The sequence below is a fragment of the Streptomyces sp. NPDC046303 genome, from assembly GCF_055588085.1.
The window spans coordinates 49,074-69,728 of record NZ_JBVJFA010000019.1 but is presented as its reverse complement, the minus strand read 5'-3'; the positions used below and the strand labels follow the sequence as shown (position 1 = coordinate 69,728).

The window sequence follows — 20,655 nt, the reverse complement described above, 5'->3', positions numbered from 1 at the left end:
GGAGTGCGGGGGTACAAGGCGGTACAAGATCGGGCGTGTGGACACTCAACACCACGGGCGCTCGATTCGGTAGGGATGTGTCGAGCGTCACGCCAGGGTCGAAAGTCCCCTACTTGTCCGACAACGACCCCCGCCCTGGCCGACGGGAGTGTGGCAGAGGGCCCGGAGGGACGGCTCCGGGCCCTCTGCGGTCGTGGGGGCTACGGCTTGAAGCGCAGCACCTGCGGGTCGTGGTCGCTGTTCTGGGCGGCGAACTCCGCGTTGATGTGGACGCTGTCGTACGTGAACTTCTTGATCGCCGGGCTGGTCAGGATCTGGTCCAGCACCTGGGCGTTGCCCTGGAAGACGTACGAGTACCGCTCCGACTTCGGCAGCGACTTGATCGCCGGGTACAGCGCCCCGCCGTCGGCCAGCGCGGCCGTCGTCGCCGAGAACTCGAAGTCGTTGATGTCGCCGAGGACCACGACGTTGGCGTTCTTCTCGGCCGCCAGGATCTCCTTCACGAAGCCGTTCACGGCCTGCGCCTGGAGCAGTCGCTTCTCCTCCGACTTGCGCACCGGCGGCTGGTGGTGCGAGGTCAGGGCCTCGTCGCCGCCCTTGGAGCCGAAGTGGTTGGCGATCACGAAGACCGTCTTGCCGCGGAAGACGAACTCGCCCGCGAGCGGCTTGCGGCTGTCGGCCCACGCCGGGTTCGCGGGGTCGATGCGGCCGGGGGAGTGGGTCAGGGCGGCCTTGCCGTTCTCCTCGACCACGCCGGTCGCCGTCACCGCGTCACCGGGGGTGCGCTCGGTGAAGGAGACCCGCGCCGGGTTGAAGAGGAACACCTGGCGGATGTTGCCGCCGGGCTCGCCGCCGTCCTTCTTGTCCTCCGGGTTGACGGTCCGCCACTGATAGGCCGGGCCGCCCGCCGCGGCGATCGCGGCGGTGAACTTCGTCAGCGTCTGCTCGGCGGACACGGTGCCGTCGTTCTTGGCGCCGTTGTCGTCCTGGATCTCCTCCAGGGCGAGGATGTCGGGAGAGGCCAGGTTCTCGACGACCGCCTTGGCGAGCGCGTCGAACTTCTCCTGCGGGTCCGTCGGGTCGAGGTTCTCGACGTTGTACGTGGCCACCGCGAGCTCGTGCTCGGCCTGCGCCTTGGTCTTCTCGGGGGCGAGGGTGCCCGCCGTGACGGTGCCGAGGGCGCGCGCCACCAGGGTGTAGCCGCCGAACTGGTTGAAGTCCAGCGGGCCCTCGGTGGTGCCCGTCAGCTTGTCGCCGACGTTCGCCACCGGGAAGGGCTGCTGCGCGAGCGGCGCGAGCTGCTGGATCTGGAGGCGGCCGGTGTTCTGGGACTCGTAGGAGCCGTAGAGCGTGCCGCCGCGCTTGGTGGGGTTCTCCCAGCCCTTCACGGTGACCCACATCGCCGCGTACGGGTCGGTGGCGCCGACCACGCGCGAGGTGCCGATCTTGACGTTCATGCCCTCGAGGGACTCGTAGAAGTCCAGGGCGTAGCGCGAGGGCTCCAGGGCCAGGCCGTTGATGCTGCCCGCGGCGGCCGGGTCGCCGGCCGGGGCGTACTCGGCGGGCACCGCGTACTCGTTGATCGCGGAGGCCTCGGGCAGCGCGTTGCCGGAGGAGACGACCGTCACGACCGGCTTGGATATCTGGGTCACCGACTGGTTGCCGGAGTTGAGGCCGCCGGGCACGTACTCGCCGACCAGGCCGGAGACCTTGACCGCGTCGCCCACGGCGACGGTCGGCGCCGAGCCGGTGAAGACGAAAACGCCTTCGCTGGTGGCCTCGTTGTCGTCGGTGTCGGGGTCCTGGATCCAGAAGCCGCGCGAACCGTACGTCCGCACGCCCGTCACGATGCCCTCGACGTCGGCGACCTGCTTGCCGGCGAGGGGGGATATCCGGGTGGTGCCCTGGATGTCGTGAATGCGTACCGGACCGTCGGTCGCGGAGCCTTCGGCCGCGCCGGCGGAGCCCGCCAGCAGGCCGGTGGCCAGTGCGGTGGCGACGAGGGCCGCGACGGCGGCGGAACGGGGATGCGAGGAGCGCATGAGCGGGAACTCCGGTGTGGGATGAAGGGAGACGGCAGGGATGGACGGGACTGCGGGCAGGAGGTCTGCGGGAGGCTTGCGGCTCCCGAAACATCTACGCGCGTCAATTTCCTGTGTGGCCAGCAACGTTGTCAAGGGCTCCAGGGAATACGGCAGCTGACTGTGGGATGAACCAAAGCCGATGGCCCGCCGGAGCCGCCCGAATTGCGTCTACGCTGGGTCGCCGGACGGGCCGACCCCGCCCCACCACTGCGCGATCCGCGAGGAGAACCGACCCATGTCCGCAGAGCCGCACCCCACGCTGCCGCCGGTACGGCTGCACTCCGATGCGGAACTGGCCCGCGACGCCCTCGTCGCCCCGCTGTTCGCCCGGGCGGTACGGCTGGCGCGCTGGGCCGGACCCGGCACCCGCGTCGACGCCGGCGGCGAACTCGTCGCCGACCAGCTCCCCGAAGCCGCCGCGCTGCTCGGCCTCGACGCCGCCGACGCGGACTCCGCGGTGTACGCGAGCCAGGCCTGGCGGGTGGCCCTGGACACCGGGCTGGTGGACGTGACCGAGCCGGAGGAGGACGGCGCGGAAGCGGCACCGGGCATCGGGCAAGCGGCACCGGACGGCGCGGAAGCCGGCGCGGACCGGGCGCGCTTCGGTACCGCGGCCCCCGGGGAGGACCTCGCGCTGGTGACGGGCGGGGCGCCCGGCGACGTACTGGACCTGTGGCTGGCGGCCCTGGACAGCGTGCTGGCCGACGCGGCCGTGCCCGACCTGGACGACCTCGTCGACGCGCTGGACGCCGGCGGGGACATCGACTTCGAGCGGCTGGACTGGAACCCGCGGCGCGAGGAGGACTTCCTCGACGCGGTCCTCACCAACCTCTACCTGCTCACCGTCACCGAGGGAGGGGCGGCGGAGCGACCAGTTCCGCTGCCGGTGCTCGCCGCGTCCATGGTGGTGCCCGACGACATGGGCGAGCCGACCGACGCGGTACTGGAGCAGGTCTCGGACGCGATGATGCGCCTCGACGACCAGTTCCGGCAGCTGGAGCCCATCGGACTGGTCGAGTTCCGGCCCGTCGACGAGGAGCTGCTGGCGGAGGCGGAAGACGAGCAGATCGCCGCCGCCGGCGGAGCCGACCCCGACGACGAGGACGTCTCCCGCTACGGGATGGTCCGCCTGACCCCGCTCGGCCTCTACGGGATCCGAGCCCGGCTGCTGGAGGCCGGGGTCGAGGCCCCCGCCGTGGGAGAACTGGCCGACAAGGGCGCGGACGCGCTGCTCGACGCGGTCTCCCACTACGCGGAGGGCGCCGCCCAGGCCGAGATCGAGGCCTGGCTGACCGGCCGCGACGTGCCCACGGCCGTCGCCGAACTGCTGGCAGCGGCACGCGGCGACGACGAGGGGGCTCCGCTGCGGCGGCTGCGCTGCCAGCAGGCCCTCGCACCGGCCGGGCCGGAGGCGGAGCCCGCCGTGCGCGCGGTGCTGGACGACGGGGAGCTCGGCGGGCTCGCCCGGGTCTGGCTGGCCGAGCGCGGGGTGGCCGACGTACCGGCGCCGGACCCGACGATGGTGTTCTGGCTGACGGTCGACACGATCGCGGCGCAGCTGGCCGCTGACGGCGAGACCGAGGAGCTGCCGCAGCTGATGGAGACCCTGACCGCCCATCACGCCGGCTTCTTCGAGCAGGTGTGGCGGGTGGAGCACCCGTCGACCGCGTTCGTCCTGGAGGCGATGGGGCGGCTGCACCCGGACAGGAAGGCGGCCAAGGAGGCCCGCAAGGCCGCGTTCAAGGCGCGGTCGCGGCAGTCCTGAACCCCTGGGAGGGGCGGGGGTGGGCCGTGACCGCGCGACGGAGCGGGCCGTGCCGACGCGTCGGCCGGGCCTGGCCGGCGTCGGCAATGCGTCAATTTCGCGGCCGGAGCTGGCCATTCCGGCCACGGGCAAGGGGTCGGCTCCTCTTACCGGGTAGTTCAGTCGCCGTTCACGTGCGGGCGGGAGCGTGTGCGCCGACGACTGCACGACAGGCGCACCACTCCCCACCCCTGGAGACCCGATGCCGCTCAGCCGCAGAGACTTCACCGCCCGTACCGTCATCGCCGGCGCGGGGGTCGCGCTCACCGGGACGGTCGGCGCCCTCGCCACCGCCCCGGGCGCCCTGGCCGCCGACGACGGCACCGCCCGCGACGAGCACGGACGGCCCTGCGAGCCCGGCTACGGCCCGCTCATCGCCGACCCGGCCGGCATCCTCGCCCTCCCCGCCGGATTCACCTACCGCGTCCTCACGCACAGCGGGGTCACCACCCTGGAGTCGGGCGAGAGCACCCCGTCCCACCACGACGGGACGGCCGCCTTCGAGGGCCGCCGCGGCGTCACCCTCCTCGTCAACAACCACGAGCTCAAGGGCCCGAGGTCGAAGTGGACCCACCCCGTCCCGCTCGCCGAGGGCCTCGTCTACGACCCGGCCGCGGCCGGCGGCTGCACGGTCGTCGAGGTCCGGCGCGGCGGCGAGGTCGCCGAATGGGTGGGCATCGCCGGTACGTCGACCAACTGCGCGGGCGGCTCCACCCCTTGGGACACCTGGCTGACCTGCGAGGAGAACTCCGACCTCGCGGGCAAGAACGGCATGACCAAGGACCACGGCTACGTCTTCGAGGTCGACCCGCACGACCGCCGCGCCAACCGCGACCCGCAGCCCGTCAAGGCCTTCGGGCGCTACGACCACGAGGCCGTGGTCATCGACCCGCGCCAGGGGCACGCCTACCTGACCGAGGACGCCTCCGGCCCCAACGGGCTGTTCTACCGCTGGACCCCGCCCAGCGGCTTCCGCCACGGGCGCGGCAAGCTCCGTACCCTCGCCGCCGACTCGGGCGTGCTCCAGGCCGCCAAGTGCATCGACAGCTCGGGCCGGTTCGTCGACGACCTCTCGCGCGCCACGAAGATCGGCACCGTCTACGGGGTCGACTGGGTGGACGTGGCGGACCGCGACGCGCGGACCGTGCCGGTGCGCAAGCAGTTCGCCGACGGCGTCGTGACGCGGGGGCGCAAGCTGGAGGGCATGTGGTGGGCCGACGGCGGCGCGTACTTCGTCTCCTCCTACGCCCGCGAGGAGAGCCCGGGCGCGGCACACGACGGCCAGGTGTGGTTCTACAACCCCAAGCGGCGCACGATCCGGCTGACCGTCCTGATCGGGGTCAACGCGGACCCGTCGACGGGCGGCGGCTACGACGGCCCGGACAACATCACCGTGTCGCCGTACGGCGGCCTGGTCCTGGCCGAGGACGGTTCGGGCCTCCAGCACCTGTTCGGCGCGACCGAGTCGGGCCGCACCTATCCGCTGGCACGCAACGAGCTGAACGTCGGGACGGCCGAGGAGCCCGAGTACGGGGAGTTCGCCGGTGTCTGCTTCTCCCCGGACGGGCGCACGCTGTACGTCAGCATCCAGGATCCGGGCGTGATGCTGGCCATCACGGGGCCGTGGCGGCGCACCGCCCACTGACCGCGTACGGCCGCAGGCCGGCTCGCCGAACGCCCGGCGCGCGCCTACGGGGCCGCGGACAGCTCCGTGTGGGAGGCCGCGGCCCACTCGGTGAGCAGGAACTCATACGCCTCCGAGGGCCACTCGCCGTCCACCCGGGTCTCCACGAGGTGCCGTATCGCCTCGTTCGCCTCTGCGGCGGACGGGCGGGCGGGCCCCGCGGGGATGACTGACTTGTGCATGAGTCCAAGGCTACGGGCGGGCACTGACAGCCACTCCCGGATTACGCGTGGCATCCATCACCCGGCAGGGCGCCCGAGTGGCGCCCTGCGTCTTCCCGTGCCCGCCCACCTGCTCAGAGGGCCTGCGAGCCCGGCTTGACCATGCCGCGCACTGTGCGGGACTTCACAAACTCGCCCATGGCCGTCATCTCCCACTCGCCGCTGAACTGCTTGATGAGCTTCGCCATCATGACCCCGGTCTGCGGTTCGGCGGAGGTGAGGTCGAAGCGCACCAGCTCCTCGCCGCTGGCCGCGTCCATCAGGCGGCAGTAGGCCTTGGCGACCTCGGTGAACTTCTGGCCGGAGAAGGAGTTGACCGTGAAGACCAGGCCGGTGACGTCGGCGGGGAGCCGGCCGAGGTCCACGACGATCACCTCGTCGTCGCCAGCCCCCTCGCCGGTCAGGTTGTCGCCCGAGTGCTTGATGGACCCGCCCAGGATCGACAGCTTGCCGAAGTAGCAGCTGTCGAGGTGGTTGCGCTGGGGGCCGTACGCGATGACGGAGGCGTCGAGGTCGATGTCCCGGCCGCGGAACGCGGGCTCCCAGCCGAGGCCCATCTTGACCTGGGAGAGCAGCGGGCGGCCGCCCTTGACCAGGGAGACGGTCTGGTTCTTCTGGAGGCTGACCCGGCCCTTGTCGAGGTTGATCTTTCCGCTGCCGCCGACGGGCGCGGCCGGGGCCGGGGCCACCGGCGGTGCGGGCGGAACCGGGGCGCTGGGGGTCGTGGGCGTCGTACCGCCGAGCCAGGGGGAGGGCGCGTAGGAGACCGGCGGGGCCGGGGGCGCCGGGGGAGCCGGCGGCGCGGGCGGGGCGACGGCGGCCGGCGCGGCGGCCGGCTCCTCGTCCACGGAGACGCCGAAGTCGGTGGCGATGCCGGCGAGGCCGTTCGCGTACCCCTGGCCGACCGCGCGGACCTTCCACACGCCGCCGCGCTGGTACACCTCGACGACGACGAGCGCCGTCTCGGAGCCGAGCTGCGGCGGGGTGAAGCTGGCGATCACCGCTCCGCCGTCCGCGTTGCGCACGGTGGCGGTGGGCTCGACGCCCTGGAAGGTCTGCCCGGCGGCGTCGGGGCTGGCCGTGACCACGATCCGCTCGATGCCGGGCGGCAGCGCCGCGGTGTCCACGGTGATGGAGTCCGGCGCTGCTCCTCCGCCCGACCGGTAGCTGACACCGGGCCCCGAGGGCTGGTTGTAGAAGATGAAGTCGGCGTCGGAGCGCACCTTGCCGTCCGCCGTCAGGAGCAGGCCCGATACGTCGAGCCGTACCGGCGCAGCCACGTCCACCGTCACACGGACGGCATTGAGCGGCAGGTTGGATCCAGGGGTCATAGCGGTCATGCCCGGAGAACGACCGGCGGTGCTGTGCCGTTCCCTCGCCCCCGGCAGATTTCAGCGCCGGTTGCGGGGGTGGTTCTTCGCCGTGCGCTCGTTGCCGAACTTGTACGCGCCGGTCCAGCGGGCCATGACCAGCTGGGCGTCGCCGGACTCCACCTCGGTCAGGAACTTCTCCGCCCTGTTCCCGCGCAGCGTGACCGCGGCACGGCCCTGGTGGGTGATGGCGACGGAGTGGTCGCGGTGGCGTTCGTACGAGAATCCGTGCGGCTTGGGCATGCGCCGCAGCCTGCCCCGCGGGGCGCGGGGCAGGCAACGGAATTACGGCGGGGCGGGCACGCGATCGCGGTCGGGCGGGCACGCGATTGCGGCGGGGCGGGCCGTGCGAGTTGCGGGGTTCCGGCAGGACCGGCCGGGCCCGTCAGCTTCCCGCGGCGCCCGTCACGCGACGCGGCAGCCCGAGCGGGTTGCCCTCGCGCAGCTCGGGCGGAAGCAGCGCGTCCGGGACGGACTGGTACGCCACCGGGCGCAGCCAGCGCTCGATGGCGGTCCCGCCGACCGAGGTGGAGTGCGAGGTCGCCGCCGGGTACGGGCCGCCGTGGTGCTGGGCCGGGGCCACCGCCACCCCGGTCGGCCAGCCGTTGACCACGATCCGGCCCGCCAGCTCCGTGACCTGCCCGATCAGCTCGGAAGCCGGGCCGGGCGCACCCTCGGTCTCGGCGGCCGACAACTGGAGGGTGGCGCTCAGGTTGCCGCCCAGCCGCCCGAGCACCGCGCCCGCCTCGCGCTGGTCGGCGTACCGCACGACGACGGTGACCGGACCGAAGCACTCCTCCAGCAGCACCTCGTACTCCCCGCCCGGGGCGCTGTCGAGGAGGCGGGCGGCCCGCACGGTCAGATAGCCGGCGCCGACGGTGTGGTCGCCGCCCGAGCCGGGGGTGACGGGCGCGTCGACGCCCGGCAGCGCGGCCCGCTCGCGGACCCCGGCGACGAAGTTCTCCCGCATCCGGTGGTCGAGGAGCACCCCCGGTTCGGTCTCCCCGAGCGCCTTGGTGAGCGCCCCGGTGAGCCGGTCGCCCGCCGCGCCCTCGGGGACCAGGACGAGGCCGGGCTTCACGCAGAACTGGCCGACGCCGAGCGTGACCGAGCCCGCGAGCCCGCTGCCGATCTCCTCGGCGCGCTCGACGGCCGCGGCCGGGGTGACCACGACGGGGTTGAGGGAGCCCAGCTCGCCGTGGAAGGGGATCGGCACGGGCCGGGCGGCGGCCGCGTCGAAGAGGGCGCGCCCGCCGCGGATGGACCCGGTGAACCCGGCGGCGGCCACCAGCGGGTGGCTGATCAGCGCGAGACCGGCGTCGAACCCGTGCACCACGGAGACGACTTCGGCCGGCAGCCCCGAGGCGACGGCCGCGCGGCGCAGCAGCGAGGCGCACAGCTCGGAGGTGGCCGGGTGGTCGGGGTGCGCCTTGACGACCACCGGGCAGCCGGCTGCCAGCGCGCTCGCGGTGTCCCCGCCGGGGACGGAGAAGGCCAGCGGGAAGTTGGAGGCGGCGTAGACCGCGACCACGCCCAGAGGCACCTTGTAGCGGCGCAGTTCGGGGCGCGGCGGGGTGAGGGAGGGATCGGCGCGGTCGATCCGGACGTCGAGGTAGGACCCGTCCTCGACGGCGTCGGCGAAGGCGCGGAGCTGGCCGGTGGTGCGGGCCAGTTCCCCCGTGAGCCGGCCCGGGCCCAGTGCGGTCTCGGCGTCGGCGGCCTCGACCACGTGCGCGGCGGACTCGTCGAGGAGGTCGGCGGCCGTGCGCAGGAAGGCGGCGCGGACGGCGGCGTCGGCGAGCGCGCCGCGGGCGGCGTGGGCGGTCCGTACGGCTTCGTCCACCTCCCGCGGTGTGGCCTCGACCGCAACCTGCTCGCGCTGCTTCCCGGTGCGGGGGTCCACACTCCAGACTGGTGTCGCTGTCATGGCCCGCTGCCTCCTGGATCGTTCAGTATTCTGAACGCCGTTCCGGTGGATGAATGATCACATCTGCTGCGGACTCTATTTCCGCGTCCTCGGCGTGACAAGAGGCGGCCAGAGGGGAAGCAGGCGCATGACGACGACCGAATCGGGAAGCACGGTCCCGGCGTCGCCGGTCAAATCGGCGGTACGCACGGTCCTGTTGCTGGAGCACTTCGCGTCGCGGCCCGGGCTGCACAGCCTCGCCGACATCCAGCACGACCTGTCCCTGCCCAAGTCCAGCCTGTACATGCTGCTGCGCACGCTGGTGGACCTGGGCTGGGTGGAGACGGACGCGACGGGCACCCGCTACGGCATCGGCGTGCGGGCGCTGCTGGTCGGCAGCTCGTACATCGACGGCGACGAGGTGGTCGCGGCGGCGCGGCCCACCCTGGACCGGCTCTCCGACGACACCACGGAGACCATCCACCTGGCCCGGCTGGACGGGACGAGCGTGGTGTACCTGGCGACCCGCCCGTCCCGGCACTACCTGCGGCCCTTCACCCGGGTCGGGCGGCGGCTGCCGGTGCACTCCACGGCGCTCGGCAAGGCGCTGCTGGCCACCCACACGGACGAGGAGGTGCGGGCCCTGCTGCCGCGGCGGCTGGAGGCGGTCACCGAGCACACCGTCACCGACCGGGAACGGCTCATCGAGGAGCTGGCGCTGGTGCGGGAGCAGGGTTACGCGCTGGACCGGGAGGAGAACACGCTCGGGCTGCGCTGCTTCGGGGTGGCGGTGCCGTACCGGACGCCCGCGCGGGACGCGGTGAGCTGCTCGGTGCCGGTGGCGCGGCTGACGGCGGAGCACGAGCAGGTCATCAAGGCGGCGCTGTTCGAGGCGCGGGACCGGCTGTCGGTGGTGACGCGGCGGATGTGAGGCGCGGCGGATGTGGAGTGCTGCGGGTACGACGCGCTGGGGGTGCGAGGCGCTGGGCGCACGACGGCGGAGGGGATGGTTCCTCCCCCGGCCGGGGGAGGCGGTTCCCCATTGAGGGGGAGGTGGCGGGGCGGCGCGGGAGGGACCGTTGGGTCATGACCACACGAGCCGTTCACGCGACGTACGCGACACAGCCGCCGGCCCCCGCCCTGGGGACCGGGCGGCGGATCCTGCGGGTGGTGGCGCTGGCCGCCACCGTGCCGTATCTGACGCTCAAGACCGCCTGGCTGGCGGGGAGCCGGATCGGGATACCGGCCGGCAGCGTGCTGAACGAGCCGGGACTGTTCTTCACCGCGGCCAACTCCGTCACGCTGGCCATGGACTCCTGCGTGATCCTGCTGGTGCTGCTGCTCACCCGCCCCTGGGGCATGCGGGTGCCGTCCTGGCTGCTGACCGTCCCGGTCTTCTTCGCCACCGGACTGCTGACCCCCATCGTCCTGGGGTTCCCGGGCCAACTGCTCATACGCCTGCTCGGCTTCGGTGCCGGGCCGGCCGGGGACGGAGGGCGGGAGCCCTTCCTGGATCCCTGGGTCTTCCACGTCGTCTATACCGGCTTCATCGTCCAAGGACTCGCCCTGGCAGGGCTGTTCGTGCCCTACGCGCGGGAGCGCTGGGGCCGGCTCCGGCAGGGCGTGGCGGGGGTGCGGCTGCCGTCATCCACGGGGGTGGTGGCGGCAGCCGCGGCGGCGGCCGGCCTGGCGGTCGCGGCGGTGTACGCGTACTGGGCCTTCGGCGGCACGGCCGGGCTGGGCGCCGAGCGGGCGGCCGCGTACTCCGCGGAGGCGGGCATGGTGTCGGCCGTCCACGGAATGTGCGCGCTGGCCGCGGGAGCGGGCGCACTGTTCCTGGCCCGTGGCGGGGAGCTCCGGGCGCGGTGGCCGCTCGGCATGGCCTGGATCGGCGCGGGAGCGGCGCTGAGCTGGGGGACGTGGATGCTGATCGCCGCGCTGGGACCGGAGCTGGACGGGGGCGAGGGGCCGACCGGAGCGGTCCTCGCGGCTTACGCTGGCCAGATGATCATCGGATTGCTCTCGGCCGTCGTCCTCGTGCGGTTCCTCACCGCCCGCCGCGCCCCGTGAACCGGCTGTTCGGGGCCCGGGCCAGGCTGCGCTGGGTCCACCTGATACTCGGCGGGGCCCTGCTGATGCCGTACTTCCTCCTCGCCCAGGTGGGGGTCGGGATGGCGGCCGGCGGGGTCAATGCCCTCAGCTCCTTCCCTCTTATGCTCGCCGCCTATGCGGCGGCCCTGCCGATCGCCGCCGTGACCGCGGTGTTCGGGCTGGTCCGGCCGCTGTCCGTGGCCGCGGTCCGGGCCATGTGCGCGGTGCCGGGGGAGGGGCTGGCCGAAGGGCCGGCGCGGTCCTGGGCCGCGCGGGGCCGGACCTCGGCCTGGTGGACCCTGCACCTGGGGGTCGGGGCGGTGATCAGCGGGATGACCCTCGCCGTCCCGCCGATGGCGGTGGTGCTGATCGCGCTGCCGTTCGTGAGCGGGCTGCGGGACACCGTGGACGGGCTGGGCTGGATCAGCACCGAAGCCGAGCCGTACGTCGCCCCGCTGCTCGGGACCGGCCTGCTGGTCGGGCTCGCCCTGTGCGCCGCCGGGGCCGGGGCCCTGCTGGCCCGGCTGGCGCCCGTCCTGCTCGGGCCGACGGCGGCGGACCGGCTGGCCGCGGCCGAGGAGCGGGCCGCCGACCTCGCCGTGCGCAACCGGCTGGCCCGGGAGCTGCACGACGCGGTCGGGCACGCGCTGAGCGCCGTCACCCTCCAGGCGGTCGCCGCCCGGCGGGTGCTCGACAGCGACCCCGGGTTCGTCCGGGAGGCACTGGCCGCCATCGAGGACACCACCCGGCGGACGGTCGGCGAACTCGACGCCGTACTGGGCCTGCTGCGCGACGGCGACCCGGCCGGGCCCGGCACCGGGCCCGCTCCGACGCTGGCCGCCGACCTCGACGGGCTGCTGGCGCGCACCCGGGCCTCGGGCACCACCGTCACCGCCGACCAGGACCCCGGACCCGCCCGGGACTGGGCGCACCTGCCGGCGATCGCCTCCCGCGAGGCGTACCGCATCGTCCAGGAGGGCCTCAGCAACGCCCTGCGGCACGGCGCGGGAGCCGTGGACCTGCGGATCCGCGTACGGGACGCGGCCGCGACCGGACACCGTGAACTGGAGATCACCATGACCAATCCGCCCGCCGCACCGCAGGGCAAGGGGCCCCGCACCACCGGGGGCCGCGGACTGCGCGGCGCCGCCGAGCGGGCCGCACTGCTCGGCGGCCGCGTCGAGGCCGGTCCGCACGAGGACCGGTGGCGGCTCCGGGCCGTCCTGCCGCTCGCGGAGGACGCCCGATGACCGCCCCGAGCACGCCCGCCACATCGCCCGTTCCGGCGGGCCGGCCCCCGCTGCGCATCGTGCTCTGCGACGACGAGCGGATGGTGCGCACCGCCCTGCGGGTCATCCTCGAGGCCGAAGCCGACCTGGAGGTCGTCGGGGAGGCGGCCACCGGGGCGCAGGCCGTCCCGCTGGTGCGCTCCCTCGCCCCCGACGTGGTGCTGATGGACGTCCGGATGCCCGAGATCGACGGGATCCGGGCCACCGAGCAGATCCTCGCCACCATGGCCGAGCCGCCCCGCATCGTGGTCGTCACCACCTTCGAGAACGACTCCTACGTCTACGGGGCGCTGCGCGCGGGGGCCGCCGGGTTCCTCCTCAAACGGGCCGACCCCGACGAGCTGACCGGCGCCGTACGCCTCGTCGCCCGGGGGGACTCGCTGCTCTTCCCGGCCGCCGTCCGCTCCCTCGCGGCCGCGCACACGGCCGCCGCCGCGCCCGCCGCCCCCTGGGTGGCCCGGCTCACCGACCGTGAGGCCGACGTACTGCGGCTGATGGCCACCGGCCTGTCCAACCACGAGATGAGCGAGCGCCTGGGGGTCGGGCCGCAGACGGTCAAGACCCACGTCGCCTCGGTCCTCGCCAAGACCGGAGCTCGCGACCGGACCCAGGCGGTCATCGCCGCGTACGAGGGGGGCTTCATGAAGAAAAGCTGAGAACCCCGCCACAATCGGGGCAGAGCGGAACGGCTGGGGCAGCTGGTGCGTCCTTCCGGGGGATGAACAAGACGATCAGGCGTGCGTCGGTCTTCTGTCTGCTCCTGGTGCTGGCCCTGCTGGTCCGCGTCACCTGGGTGCAGGCATACCAAGGCCAGGCCCTCGCAGACGACAAGCACAACCGGCGCAACCTCATCGGGCAGTACGAGAACCCGCTGGGCAACATCATCGTGGGCGGGGAGGCGATCACGGGCTCGACGAAGACGGGCGGCAAGGACTTCGGGTACAAGCGGACGTACACCGACGGCCCGCTCTACGCCCCGATCACCGGCTACAGCTCCCAGGCCTTCGGCACGAGCATGCTGGAGGGTGTCTACAAGAACGTCCTCAACGGCTCCGACAGCCGGCTGAAGACCATGATGGACATGCTCACCAACAAGCGGGCCGCCCCGGGCAACGTCCTGACCACCATCGACCGGGAGGTGCAGAAGGCCGCGTACGACGCGCTGCAGGGCAAGCAGGGTGCCGCCGTCGCCATCGACCCCTCGACGGGCCGGATCCTCGGCGTCGTCAACAACCCCTCCTTCGACCCGGGCCGGATCACGGGCGCCAACGACAGCGAGGCGTGGAAGGAACTCTCCGCCGACAAGGGCAAGGCGATGGAGAACGTGGCGCTGCGCAAGCCGCAGGCTCCCGGTTCCACCTTCAAGCTGGTCACCCTCGCCGCGGCCATCGAAAACGGCCTGGTCAGCGACATTGATCAGCCGACCGGCATCCCCGGCGACTACACCATCCCGGGCACCCGCACCCCGCTGAAGAGCGAGGTCGACAACGCCACCTGCAACAACGTCTCGCCCCGCGTCGCCCTGCGCTACTCCTGCAACAACGTCTTCGCGGAGTTCGCCGCGAAGCTGGGCCAGGACACGATGCGCGCCATGGCCGAGAAGCTCGGCTTCAACCAGCAGATCGACACCCCGGTCCGCACCAACCCGCCCAGCAAGTACCCCTCGGCGAAGATGTCGGTCGACCAGGTCGCGCAGACGGGCATCGGCCAGTTCGACGTGCAGGCCACCCCGCTCCAGATGGCGATGGTGACGGCCGCGATCGAGAACGGCGGCAAGCTCGTCGCCCCGCACATGGTCTCCGAGGTCACCGACGCCAACGGCAACGTGCTGGAGAGCTTCAAGGACCCCAAGTCCCAGGCGGTCATGAGCGAGAAGACCGCCTCGATGCTCCGCGACGCCATGCGGACGGTCGCCACCGAGGGCGGCGGCAAACCGGCCCAGGTGTCCGGCGCCGAGGTCGGCGGCAAGACCGGTACCGCCCAGCGCGGCGTCAACAACAGCCTGGCGCCGCTGGCCTGGTTCACCTCGTACGGGAAGGCGAACGGCAAGCAGATCGCCGTCGCCGTCGTGATCGAGAACTCCGACACCGACCGGTCCGAGATCGGCGGCGGCAAGCTGGCCGCCCCCATCGCCCAGAAGATGATGGAGGCGTGGCTCAAGAAGTAGCCGCGCACGCGGCCGCCTCCCTCGGCCACGCGGCGCAGCAGCCACGCGCCGGGAACCGACACGGTTCCCGGCGCGTTCCCCTTCCCGTGATCAGGACCGCGCGACCCGCAGACCTCGACGCCATAGCCGCCCTCCACACCAGGGCCCGGGCCACCTACTACCGGGGGCGCGTCCCCGAGGAGACCTACGCCGGCGACCTGCACCTGGCCCATGCCCGCGAGGCGTGGTCCCGGGCCGTCGCGCGCCCCGCCGCCGAGGGCGCGGTCCTGTGCGCCGAGCAGGACGGCGAGGTCACCGGCGTCGCGGCCTTCCGCACCGCGGACGGCGAGACCACCCTCACCCAGCTCCACGTCGACCCGCTCCACTGGCGGCGCGGCACCGGCGCCGCCCTGCACGCGGCCTGCCTCGACGCCTGGCGCCGCGCCGGAGTCCAGCGGGTCCGCCTGGAGGTCTACGCCCACAACCTGCGCGCCCAGGCCTTCTACGCCGCCCACGGCTGGCTCCCGGACCCGCAACCCGCCCCGGCCGGCTCCCACCTCACCCTCTGGCTCACGGTGCCGCGGCCGTCCGGACCCGCACCGTCCGGGGAATGAGACGCACCCCCAGGTGGTTGAAGGGAGAACGTTCGTCACCCGACCCGGAGAGAGAAGAAGGAACATGCGCGTCGAGATCTGGAGCGACATCGCCTGCCCGTGGTGCTACATCGGCAAGGCCCGTTTCGCCAAGGGGCTGGCCGAGTTCGCGCACCGCGACGAGGTGGAGGTCGTCTTCCGGTCCTTCGAGCTGGACCCGAACGGCCCCAAGGGCGTCACCGCGCCCGTCCTGGAGATGCTCGCCAAGAAGTACGGCCGCACCCTCGACGAGGCGCGCGCCATGGAGGAGCACGTCGCAGACAGCGCCCGCGCCGAGGGGCTGACGTACCGCACCGACGGACGCGACCACGGGAACACCTTCGACATCCACCGCCTGCTGCACCTGGCCGCCGCCCGCGGCCGCCAGGAGGAGCTGCTCGACCTCGTCTTCCGCGCCCACTTCGGCGAGGAGCGGTCCGTGTTCGACCCCGAGGTGCTGACCGGCCTCGCCGTGCAGGCCGGCCTGGACGCGGAAGAGGTGCGGGCCGTCCTCGCCGACGCCTCCGCCTACGCCTCCGAAGTCCGCGCCGACGAGCGCGAGGCCGCCGAACTGGGCGCGAACGCCGTGCCGTTCTTTGTCCTCGACCGGCGCTACGGCATCTCCGGCGGACAGCCGGCCGAGGTGTTCACCCGCGCGCTGGAGCAGGCGTGGGCCGGGCGCGAGATCGAGGAGCCCGCGGCGGGCGCCGATGCGTGCGAGCCCGACGGGGCGTGCGCCGTCCCCCAGGTATAAGCGGTTCTTGAGGGCCGCAAAGGAAACCGGACGATGGACTTTGGGTCGTTCCCGGCGCAGAGTGAACCCATGGATCTTCCCCTCGCCGAAGCGGTCCGCGCCGAGTTCGCGCACTCCACCACCTACCTCAACACCGCCACTTGCGGGATCCTCCCCCGTTCCGCCGTCGCGGCCGTACGTGGCATGGCCGAGGCGGCGGGCGCCGGGATCCCCGCCGGATTCGGCGACTTCGACCGCGTGAACCGGGCCCGGGCGGCCTTCGCCCGGCTGGTCGGGGTCGGCGTCGAACGGGTGGCCATCGGCGCGGCCGTGGCCACCCACGTCGGCCTGGTCGCCGCCTCCCTCCCCGCCGGGGCCGAAGTCCTCTGCCCCGAGGGCGAGTTCGCGTCCGTCATCAACCCCTTCGTGGTGCGCGGCGACCTCAAGGTGCGCTTCGCACCGCTGGAATCCCTCGCCGAAGCGGTCGGCCCGGACACCGCACTGGTCGCGCTGAGCGCCGTACAGTCCGCCGACGGGCGCACGGCCGACCTGGCCGCCGTGCGCGCCGCCACCACCGCGCACGGAGCCCGCATGCTCGTGGATGCCACCCAGGCGGCGGGCTGGCTGCCGTTCGACGCCTCGCCGTACGAGTACACGGTCGCGGCCGGTTACAAGTGGCTGCTCGGCACCCGCGGGGCCTCGTACCTGACCGTCTCGCAGGAGGTCCAGCACACCCTGACCCCGCTGCACGCCGGGTGGGTGGCGGCCGAGGCCATGTGGGAGGCCACCTACGGCCCCATGCCGGAACTGGCCCACGGGGCCCGGCGGTTCGACGAGTCCCCCGCCTTCCTGGCCTACCACGCCGCCGAGGCCTCGCTGGCCCTGCTGGAGCGGATCGGCGTCGAGGCCGTCCACGCCCACAACACGGCCCTGGCCGCCCGCTACCGGGCCGGTCTCGCCCGCCTCGGCCACGAGCCCGTGCCCGGCGACGCCGCCATCGTCTCGGTGCCCGGCCTCACCCACCGGCAGGCCGCCCTGCAGGAGGCCGGCATCGCCACCGCCTCCCGTGCGGGCGCCCTGCGGGCCTCGTTCCACCTCTACAACACCGAGGCGGACGTCGACCGGCTGCTGGACGTCCTGTCCTGAGTCCCCGGCGGGACCCGGCTGCGGTTCGGGACCCGGATCCGGCTCCGGGTCAGCCGAGCGCTGCCGCCCAGGCCGCTCCCGCCGCGGCGACGGCCGCCGCGGGCGCGGCCCCCAGGGCGGCCGCGAGAGCCGTCAGCGCGGCCTCGACCGCGGGCAGCGAGGCCGCGGTCCCGTAATGGTTGACCCGGACCATCTCCCGCGCCAGCGCCCCGCCGCCCGCGGCGAGCGGGGCCGCCGGGTCCGCGGCCAGCGCCTTGGCCACCACCAGGGAGGCGTCCGCGACCCGCAGCGTGGTGGCCACCGGGGCGGCTTCCGCGGCCCGGCCCACGTACGGGGCCACCCCGAGCTCCGCCGCGCCCGCGCGGGTCGCCGCCGCGGCGGCCGCGTGGCGGGCCGTCACCGAGGACAGCCCCTCGGCCGCGATGCGGTCGAGGCAGGCCTCCAGCGCCAGCATCTCCAGCTGCGCCGGAGCGTGCGGCAGCGCCGTGCGACCGCCGTCGATCCAGCGCTCCTTCCAGTCCAGCAGCGACAGGTAGGAGCGCCGGGGGGCCGCCGGGTTCTCCGCGAACCGGGCCCACGCCCGCTCCGAGACCGACACCGCGGACACGCCCGCCGGGCCGCCCATCGCCTTCTGCGCCCCGATCACACACAGGTCCACGCCCCACACGTCCGGCAGCAGCGGCTCCGCGCCCACCGACGCCACCGCGTCCAGCATGAACAGCGCCCCGTGGTCCCGTACGGCCTCACCGATCTCCGCGACCGGGTTCGTGTTGCCGGTCGCCGCCTCCGCGTGCACCAGCGAGACGAAATCGATCTCCGGGCGCCCGGCCAGCGCCCGCGCCACTTGCCCGGCCGTCACCGCCGTGTCGAACGGGACCTCCAGGTCCACCACCGTCGCACCGCAGTCGCGCAGCCAGGTGCCGAAGGTGGTGCCGTACGGCCCGGTGACCACGTTCAGCGCCGTCGACCCCGGCCGCGCGCCCGAGCGGATGCACCCCTCCAGCGGCAGCAGCGCCTCCCCCTGGGTGACCACCACGTCCGCCCGGGTGGCGAGGAGGTCCGCGACCCCCCGCTCGATCGAGGCGAAGCGCTCGGCGGTGAGCGGCGGCAGGTCCAGCAGGGGATGGGTCACGGTGGTGCTCTCTTCGTCCGGGGCTACCCGCAGAGCGTATCGAGCACGCACGTACAGTGCCGACATGAGCGATGTGAGCGATGTGCTGCACGTGAAGGGGCGGGTGCTGGTCGGGCCCGACGACGTCCGCGACGAGCTCTGGGTGGTCGGCGGCCGGATCTCGTACGAGCGCCCGCGCGCCGCCCGCGAGATCACCACGGTGTCGGGCTGGGCCCTGCCCGGGCTGGTCGACGCCCACTGCCACGTCGGGCTGGACTCCCACGGCCCGGTCGACGCCGCGACCGCCGAGCGCCAGGCCCTCACCGACCGCGACGCCGGGACCCTCCTCATCCGCGATGCCGGATCCCCCTCCGACACCCGCTGGATCGATGACCGCGAAGACCTGCCGAAGATCATCCGGGCGGGCCGGCACATCGCCCGCACCCGCCGGTACATCCGCAACTACGCGCACGAGATCGAGCCGGCCGACCTCGTGGAGTACGTCGGGCGCGAGGCGCGGCGCGGTGACGGCTGGGTGAAGCTGGTCGGCGACTGGATCGACCGCGGGGTCGGCGACCTGACGGCCTGCTGGCCGCGCGCCGAGGTGGAGGCGGCCATCGCCGAGGCGCACCGGCTGGGCGCCCGGGTCACGGCGCACTGCTTCGCCGAGGACTCGCTGCGCGACCTGGTCGAGGCGGGCATCGACTGCATCGAGCACGCCACCGGCCTCACCGAGGACACCATCCCGCTGTTCGCGGAGCGGGGGGTCGCGATCGTCCCGACGCTCGTGAACACCGCGACGTTCCCGAAGCTGGCGGCGGGCGGGGAGGCGAAGTTCCCGGACTGGTCGGCGCACATGCGGCGGCTCCACGCGAAGCGGTACGACACCGTCCGCGCCGCCTACGACGCCGGCATCGAGGTCTACGTCGGCACCGACGCGGGGGGTTCGCTGCCGCACGGCCTGGTCGCGGCGGAGGTCGGGGAGCTGGTGAAGGCCGGGATTCCGGCGCTGGACGCCCTCTCGGCGACTACGTGGGCGGCCCGCGCGTGGCTCGGCAGGCCGGGGCTGACGGAGGGGGCGCCCGCGGACCTCGTGGTCTACGTGGCGGACCCGCGGGCCGACGTACGGGCGCTCGCGCAGCCCCTTCGGGTCGTGGTGAACGGCACGGTCCGGGCCTGAGCGGTGGGTTGACGCGGCGCGTGACGTCGGCTGTCCAAGGGTCGTTGTAAGCGCTCGCGTGCGGCGCATTCGCTGGGAAAGGTGGGAAAGGAGAGAACTCGCGTTCCTCCTGAGGCGGGGAAATTCGAATACATGCGTGGAAACCACCCTTTGGGGTGAACTCACGTCAGGTGGCCGCCCGTTCACTCACCGTGCGTAAAGATTCCCGGGACGAGGCCGTCGGCGCGCGCGATGTCCCCCATTGGCGGCGCGACGGCACCCATCTCCCCGGGGGTTCCACCACCTTGAACAGCAACACCTTCCGCATGCCCGCGGCCGCCCTGCTCGCCACGGGAGCGGTAGCCCTGCTCACCGCTCCGCCCGCCTTCGCCACCGGAGGCGGCGGCGCCGGGGGCGAGGGCAAGGCCGGCGCCGTCGTCCTGCGCACCGGACTGGACGTGGGCCTGCTCAACAAGACCGTGCACCTTCCGCTGAAGGCCACCCTCAACGAGGTCAACGCCCCCGCGACGGCCGAGAAGACGGCGCTGACGGTCACCCTGGACGGCGTCGAGGGCGGTGCGCCGGTCAGTGTGCTCCGCGCCGACGTGGCCACCTCCAGGGCGACCGCCGACAAGCACCGGGCCGAGGCGGAGGCCAACCTGGCCAAGGCCCGCGTGCACGTGCCGGGCCTGCCGGCCCTCTCGCTCATCGAGGTCGAGAAGGTCACCTCCAAGGCCGTCTGCGAGGCGGGCAGGCAGCCGGTGGCCACCTCCAACGTGCTCGGGACGGTGACCGCCCTCGGCAAGAAGATCACCCTGTCGGCGGGCGGCCCCACCAAGGTCGAGGTACCGGGCGTGGGCCTGGTCAGCCTGGAACTGTCCGGCACGCAGACCACCTCCACCACCGCCGCCGCGGCCGCGCTGCGCCTGAAGGTGTCGGTGAACCCGCTCAAGCTGAACGTGGCCGAGGTGGAGGGCGAGATCGTGCTCGCCGAGGCGCACTGCGAGTCCCCGACGGCCCCCGCCCCCGCCCCGTCCGCGAAGCCCGACCTCAAGCCGCAGACCGGGACGGGCACCGGCCCGGGGACCGGGTCGGCCGCCACCACCGGCGCCAACCTGGCCGAGACCGGCGGCGGTTCGGTGACCCCGTACGTCGCGGGCAGCGCGCTGGTCCTGCTCGGGATCGGCGGGGGCGCGCTCCTCGCGACCCGGCGGGGCCGGTCCTCGTAGCACCGCGCCGGCGCCGCCGCCGCACGGGCCGCCGCCCGCGGAGCACCCGG

General features: G+C 73.6%; 18 protein-coding genes. 12 read left to right on the top strand and 6 right to left on the bottom strand.

Features of this window, described 5'->3' with window-relative positions; all coding sequences use genetic code 11:
• Positions 1-200 precede the first annotated feature (200 nt).
• Entirely contained in the window at positions 201-2,042 is a 1,842-nt protein-coding gene (locus ACZ6I1_RS21035; RefSeq protein WP_469289290.1) for an endonuclease/exonuclease/phosphatase family protein, read from the bottom strand.
• 277 nt (positions 2,043-2,319) lie between these two features.
• Between ACZ6I1_RS21035 and ACZ6I1_RS21030 the strand changes: the two genes are divergently transcribed.
• Both ACZ6I1_RS21030 and ACZ6I1_RS21025 read left to right on the top strand, forming a co-directional pair.
• Positions 2,320-3,849, top strand: a complete 1,530-nt coding sequence (locus ACZ6I1_RS21030; protein ID WP_469289289.1) for a hypothetical protein — start codon at positions 2,320-2,322, stop codon at positions 3,847-3,849.
• 241 nt (positions 3,850-4,090) lie between these two features.
• Positions 4,091-5,533, top strand: a complete 1,443-nt coding sequence (locus ACZ6I1_RS21025) for an alkaline phosphatase PhoX (protein ID WP_469289287.1) — start codon at positions 4,091-4,093, stop codon at positions 5,531-5,533.
• A 44-nt stretch (positions 5,534-5,577) separates the two neighbouring features.
• Here the strand turns inward: ACZ6I1_RS21025 and ACZ6I1_RS21020 are convergent, their stop codons facing one another.
• The 4 genes from ACZ6I1_RS21020 to ACZ6I1_RS21005 form a co-directional block, all read right to left on the bottom strand.
• Positions 5,578-5,754: a hypothetical protein gene (locus tag ACZ6I1_RS21020; RefSeq protein ID WP_469289285.1), complete on the bottom strand. Its 177-nt coding sequence runs from the start codon at positions 5,752-5,754 to the stop codon at positions 5,578-5,580.
• Between the two features lie 113 nt (positions 5,755-5,867).
• On the bottom strand, positions 5,868-7,124 hold the full coding sequence (locus ACZ6I1_RS21015; RefSeq protein WP_469289283.1) for a TerD family protein: 1,257 nt from the start codon (positions 7,122-7,124) through the stop codon (positions 5,868-5,870).
• 60 nt (positions 7,125-7,184) lie between these two features.
• Positions 7,185-7,406: a hypothetical protein gene (locus ACZ6I1_RS21010; protein ID WP_469289281.1), complete on the bottom strand. Its 222-nt coding sequence runs from the start codon at positions 7,404-7,406 to the stop codon at positions 7,185-7,187.
• Positions 7,407-7,548: 142 nt separating this feature from the next.
• Positions 7,549-9,090: an aldehyde dehydrogenase (NADP(+)) gene (locus ACZ6I1_RS21005; RefSeq protein WP_469289279.1), complete on the bottom strand. Its 1,542-nt coding sequence runs from the start codon at positions 9,088-9,090 to the stop codon at positions 7,549-7,551.
• A gap of 127 nt (positions 9,091-9,217) precedes the next feature.
• Between ACZ6I1_RS21005 and ACZ6I1_RS21000 the strand changes: the two genes are divergently transcribed.
• The 8 genes from ACZ6I1_RS21000 (at position 9,218) to ACZ6I1_RS20965 (ending at position 17,106) form a co-directional block, all read left to right on the top strand.
• Positions 9,218-10,000: an IclR family transcriptional regulator gene (locus tag ACZ6I1_RS21000; protein ID WP_469289278.1), complete on the top strand. Its 783-nt coding sequence runs from the start codon at positions 9,218-9,220 to the stop codon at positions 9,998-10,000.
• A 155-nt stretch (positions 10,001-10,155) separates the two neighbouring features.
• Entirely contained in the window at positions 10,156-11,139 is a 984-nt protein-coding gene (locus ACZ6I1_RS20995; protein ID WP_469289276.1) for a hypothetical protein, read from the top strand.
• Positions 11,136-12,410 (top strand): sensor histidine kinase, encoded by a 1,275-nt coding sequence (locus ACZ6I1_RS20990; protein ID WP_469289274.1) that lies wholly within the window; start codon positions 11,136-11,138, stop codon positions 12,408-12,410. The genes ACZ6I1_RS20995 and ACZ6I1_RS20990 overlap by 4 nt, the downstream gene beginning before the upstream one ends.
• Complete coding sequence (locus tag ACZ6I1_RS20985; protein ID WP_469289272.1) at positions 12,407-13,105, top strand: response regulator transcription factor; 699 nt, start codon at positions 12,407-12,409, stop codon at positions 13,103-13,105. The genes ACZ6I1_RS20990 and ACZ6I1_RS20985 overlap by 4 nt, the downstream gene beginning before the upstream one ends.
• Before the next feature lie 62 nt (positions 13,106-13,167).
• Positions 13,168-14,616, top strand: coding sequence for a peptidoglycan D,D-transpeptidase FtsI family protein (locus ACZ6I1_RS20980; RefSeq protein ID WP_469289270.1), 1,449 nt, complete (start codon positions 13,168-13,170; stop codon positions 14,614-14,616).
• The gene (locus ACZ6I1_RS20975; protein WP_469289269.1) at positions 14,601-15,209 is read left to right on the top strand and encodes a GNAT family N-acetyltransferase; all 609 of its coding nucleotides are present in this window, start codon (positions 14,601-14,603) and stop codon (positions 15,207-15,209) included. The genes ACZ6I1_RS20980 and ACZ6I1_RS20975 overlap by 16 nt, the downstream gene beginning before the upstream one ends.
• Positions 15,210-15,273: 64 nt before the next feature.
• Positions 15,274-15,981 (top strand): DsbA family oxidoreductase, encoded by a 708-nt coding sequence (locus ACZ6I1_RS20970; protein WP_469289267.1) that lies wholly within the window; start codon positions 15,274-15,276, stop codon positions 15,979-15,981.
• 69 nt (positions 15,982-16,050) lie between these two features.
• The gene (locus ACZ6I1_RS20965; protein ID WP_469289265.1) at positions 16,051-17,106 is read left to right on the top strand and encodes an aminotransferase class V-fold PLP-dependent enzyme; all 1,056 of its coding nucleotides are present in this window, start codon (positions 16,051-16,053) and stop codon (positions 17,104-17,106) included.
• A gap of 49 nt (positions 17,107-17,155) precedes the next feature.
• Here the strand turns inward: ACZ6I1_RS20965 and ACZ6I1_RS20960 are convergent, their stop codons facing one another.
• The gene (locus tag ACZ6I1_RS20960) at positions 17,156-18,238 is read right to left on the bottom strand and encodes an aminotransferase class V-fold PLP-dependent enzyme (RefSeq protein ID WP_469289263.1); all 1,083 of its coding nucleotides are present in this window, start codon (positions 18,236-18,238) and stop codon (positions 17,156-17,158) included.
• 64 nt (positions 18,239-18,302) lie between these two features.
• Between ACZ6I1_RS20960 and ACZ6I1_RS20955 the strand changes: the two genes are divergently transcribed.
• Positions 18,303-19,397 (top strand): amidohydrolase family protein, encoded by a 1,095-nt coding sequence (locus ACZ6I1_RS20955; RefSeq protein ID WP_469289261.1) that lies wholly within the window; start codon positions 18,303-18,305, stop codon positions 19,395-19,397.
• A gap of 284 nt (positions 19,398-19,681) precedes the next feature.
• A complete protein-coding gene (locus ACZ6I1_RS20950; RefSeq protein ID WP_469289259.1) occupies positions 19,682-20,605 on the top strand; it encodes an SCO1860 family LAETG-anchored protein in 924 nt (307 codons plus the stop codon).
• Positions 20,606-20,655: the final 50 nt, after the last annotated feature.

Excerpts from the sequence above, each read along its gene's own strand:
- ACZ6I1_RS20955 (WP_469289261.1), top strand. The coding sequence starts at position 18,303 with ATGAGCGATGTGAGCGATGTGCTGCACGTGAAGGGGCGGGTGCTGGTC.
- ACZ6I1_RS20980 (WP_469289270.1), top strand. The coding sequence starts at position 13,168 with ATGAACAAGACGATCAGGCGTGCGTCGGTCTTCTGTCTGCTCCTGGTG.
- ACZ6I1_RS21030 (WP_469289289.1), top strand. The coding sequence starts at position 2,320 with ATGTCCGCAGAGCCGCACCCCACGCTGCCGCCGGTACGGCTGCACTCC.
- ACZ6I1_RS21010 (WP_469289281.1), bottom strand. The coding sequence starts at position 7,406 with ATGCCCAAGCCGCACGGATTCTCGTACGAACGCCACCGCGACCACTCC.
- ACZ6I1_RS20965 (WP_469289265.1), top strand. The coding sequence starts at position 16,051 with ATGGATCTTCCCCTCGCCGAAGCGGTCCGCGCCGAGTTCGCGCACTCC.
- ACZ6I1_RS20995 (WP_469289276.1), top strand. The coding sequence starts at position 10,156 with ATGACCACACGAGCCGTTCACGCGACGTACGCGACACAGCCGCCGGCC.
- ACZ6I1_RS21015 (WP_469289283.1), bottom strand. The coding sequence starts at position 7,124 with ATGACCCCTGGATCCAACCTGCCGCTCAATGCCGTCCGTGTGACGGTG.
- ACZ6I1_RS21000 (WP_469289278.1), top strand. The coding sequence starts at position 9,218 with ATGACGACGACCGAATCGGGAAGCACGGTCCCGGCGTCGCCGGTCAAA.
- ACZ6I1_RS21025 (WP_469289287.1), top strand. The coding sequence starts at position 4,091 with ATGCCGCTCAGCCGCAGAGACTTCACCGCCCGTACCGTCATCGCCGGC.
- ACZ6I1_RS20985 (WP_469289272.1), top strand. The coding sequence starts at position 12,407 with ATGACCGCCCCGAGCACGCCCGCCACATCGCCCGTTCCGGCGGGCCGG.
- ACZ6I1_RS21020 (WP_469289285.1), bottom strand. The coding sequence starts at position 5,754 with ATGCACAAGTCAGTCATCCCCGCGGGGCCCGCCCGCCCGTCCGCCGCA.
- ACZ6I1_RS20970 (WP_469289267.1), top strand. The coding sequence starts at position 15,274 with ATGCGCGTCGAGATCTGGAGCGACATCGCCTGCCCGTGGTGCTACATC.
- ACZ6I1_RS21005 (WP_469289279.1), bottom strand. The coding sequence starts at position 9,090 with ATGACAGCGACACCAGTCTGGAGTGTGGACCCCCGCACCGGGAAGCAG.
- ACZ6I1_RS21035 (WP_469289290.1), bottom strand. The coding sequence starts at position 2,042 with ATGCGCTCCTCGCATCCCCGTTCCGCCGCCGTCGCGGCCCTCGTCGCC.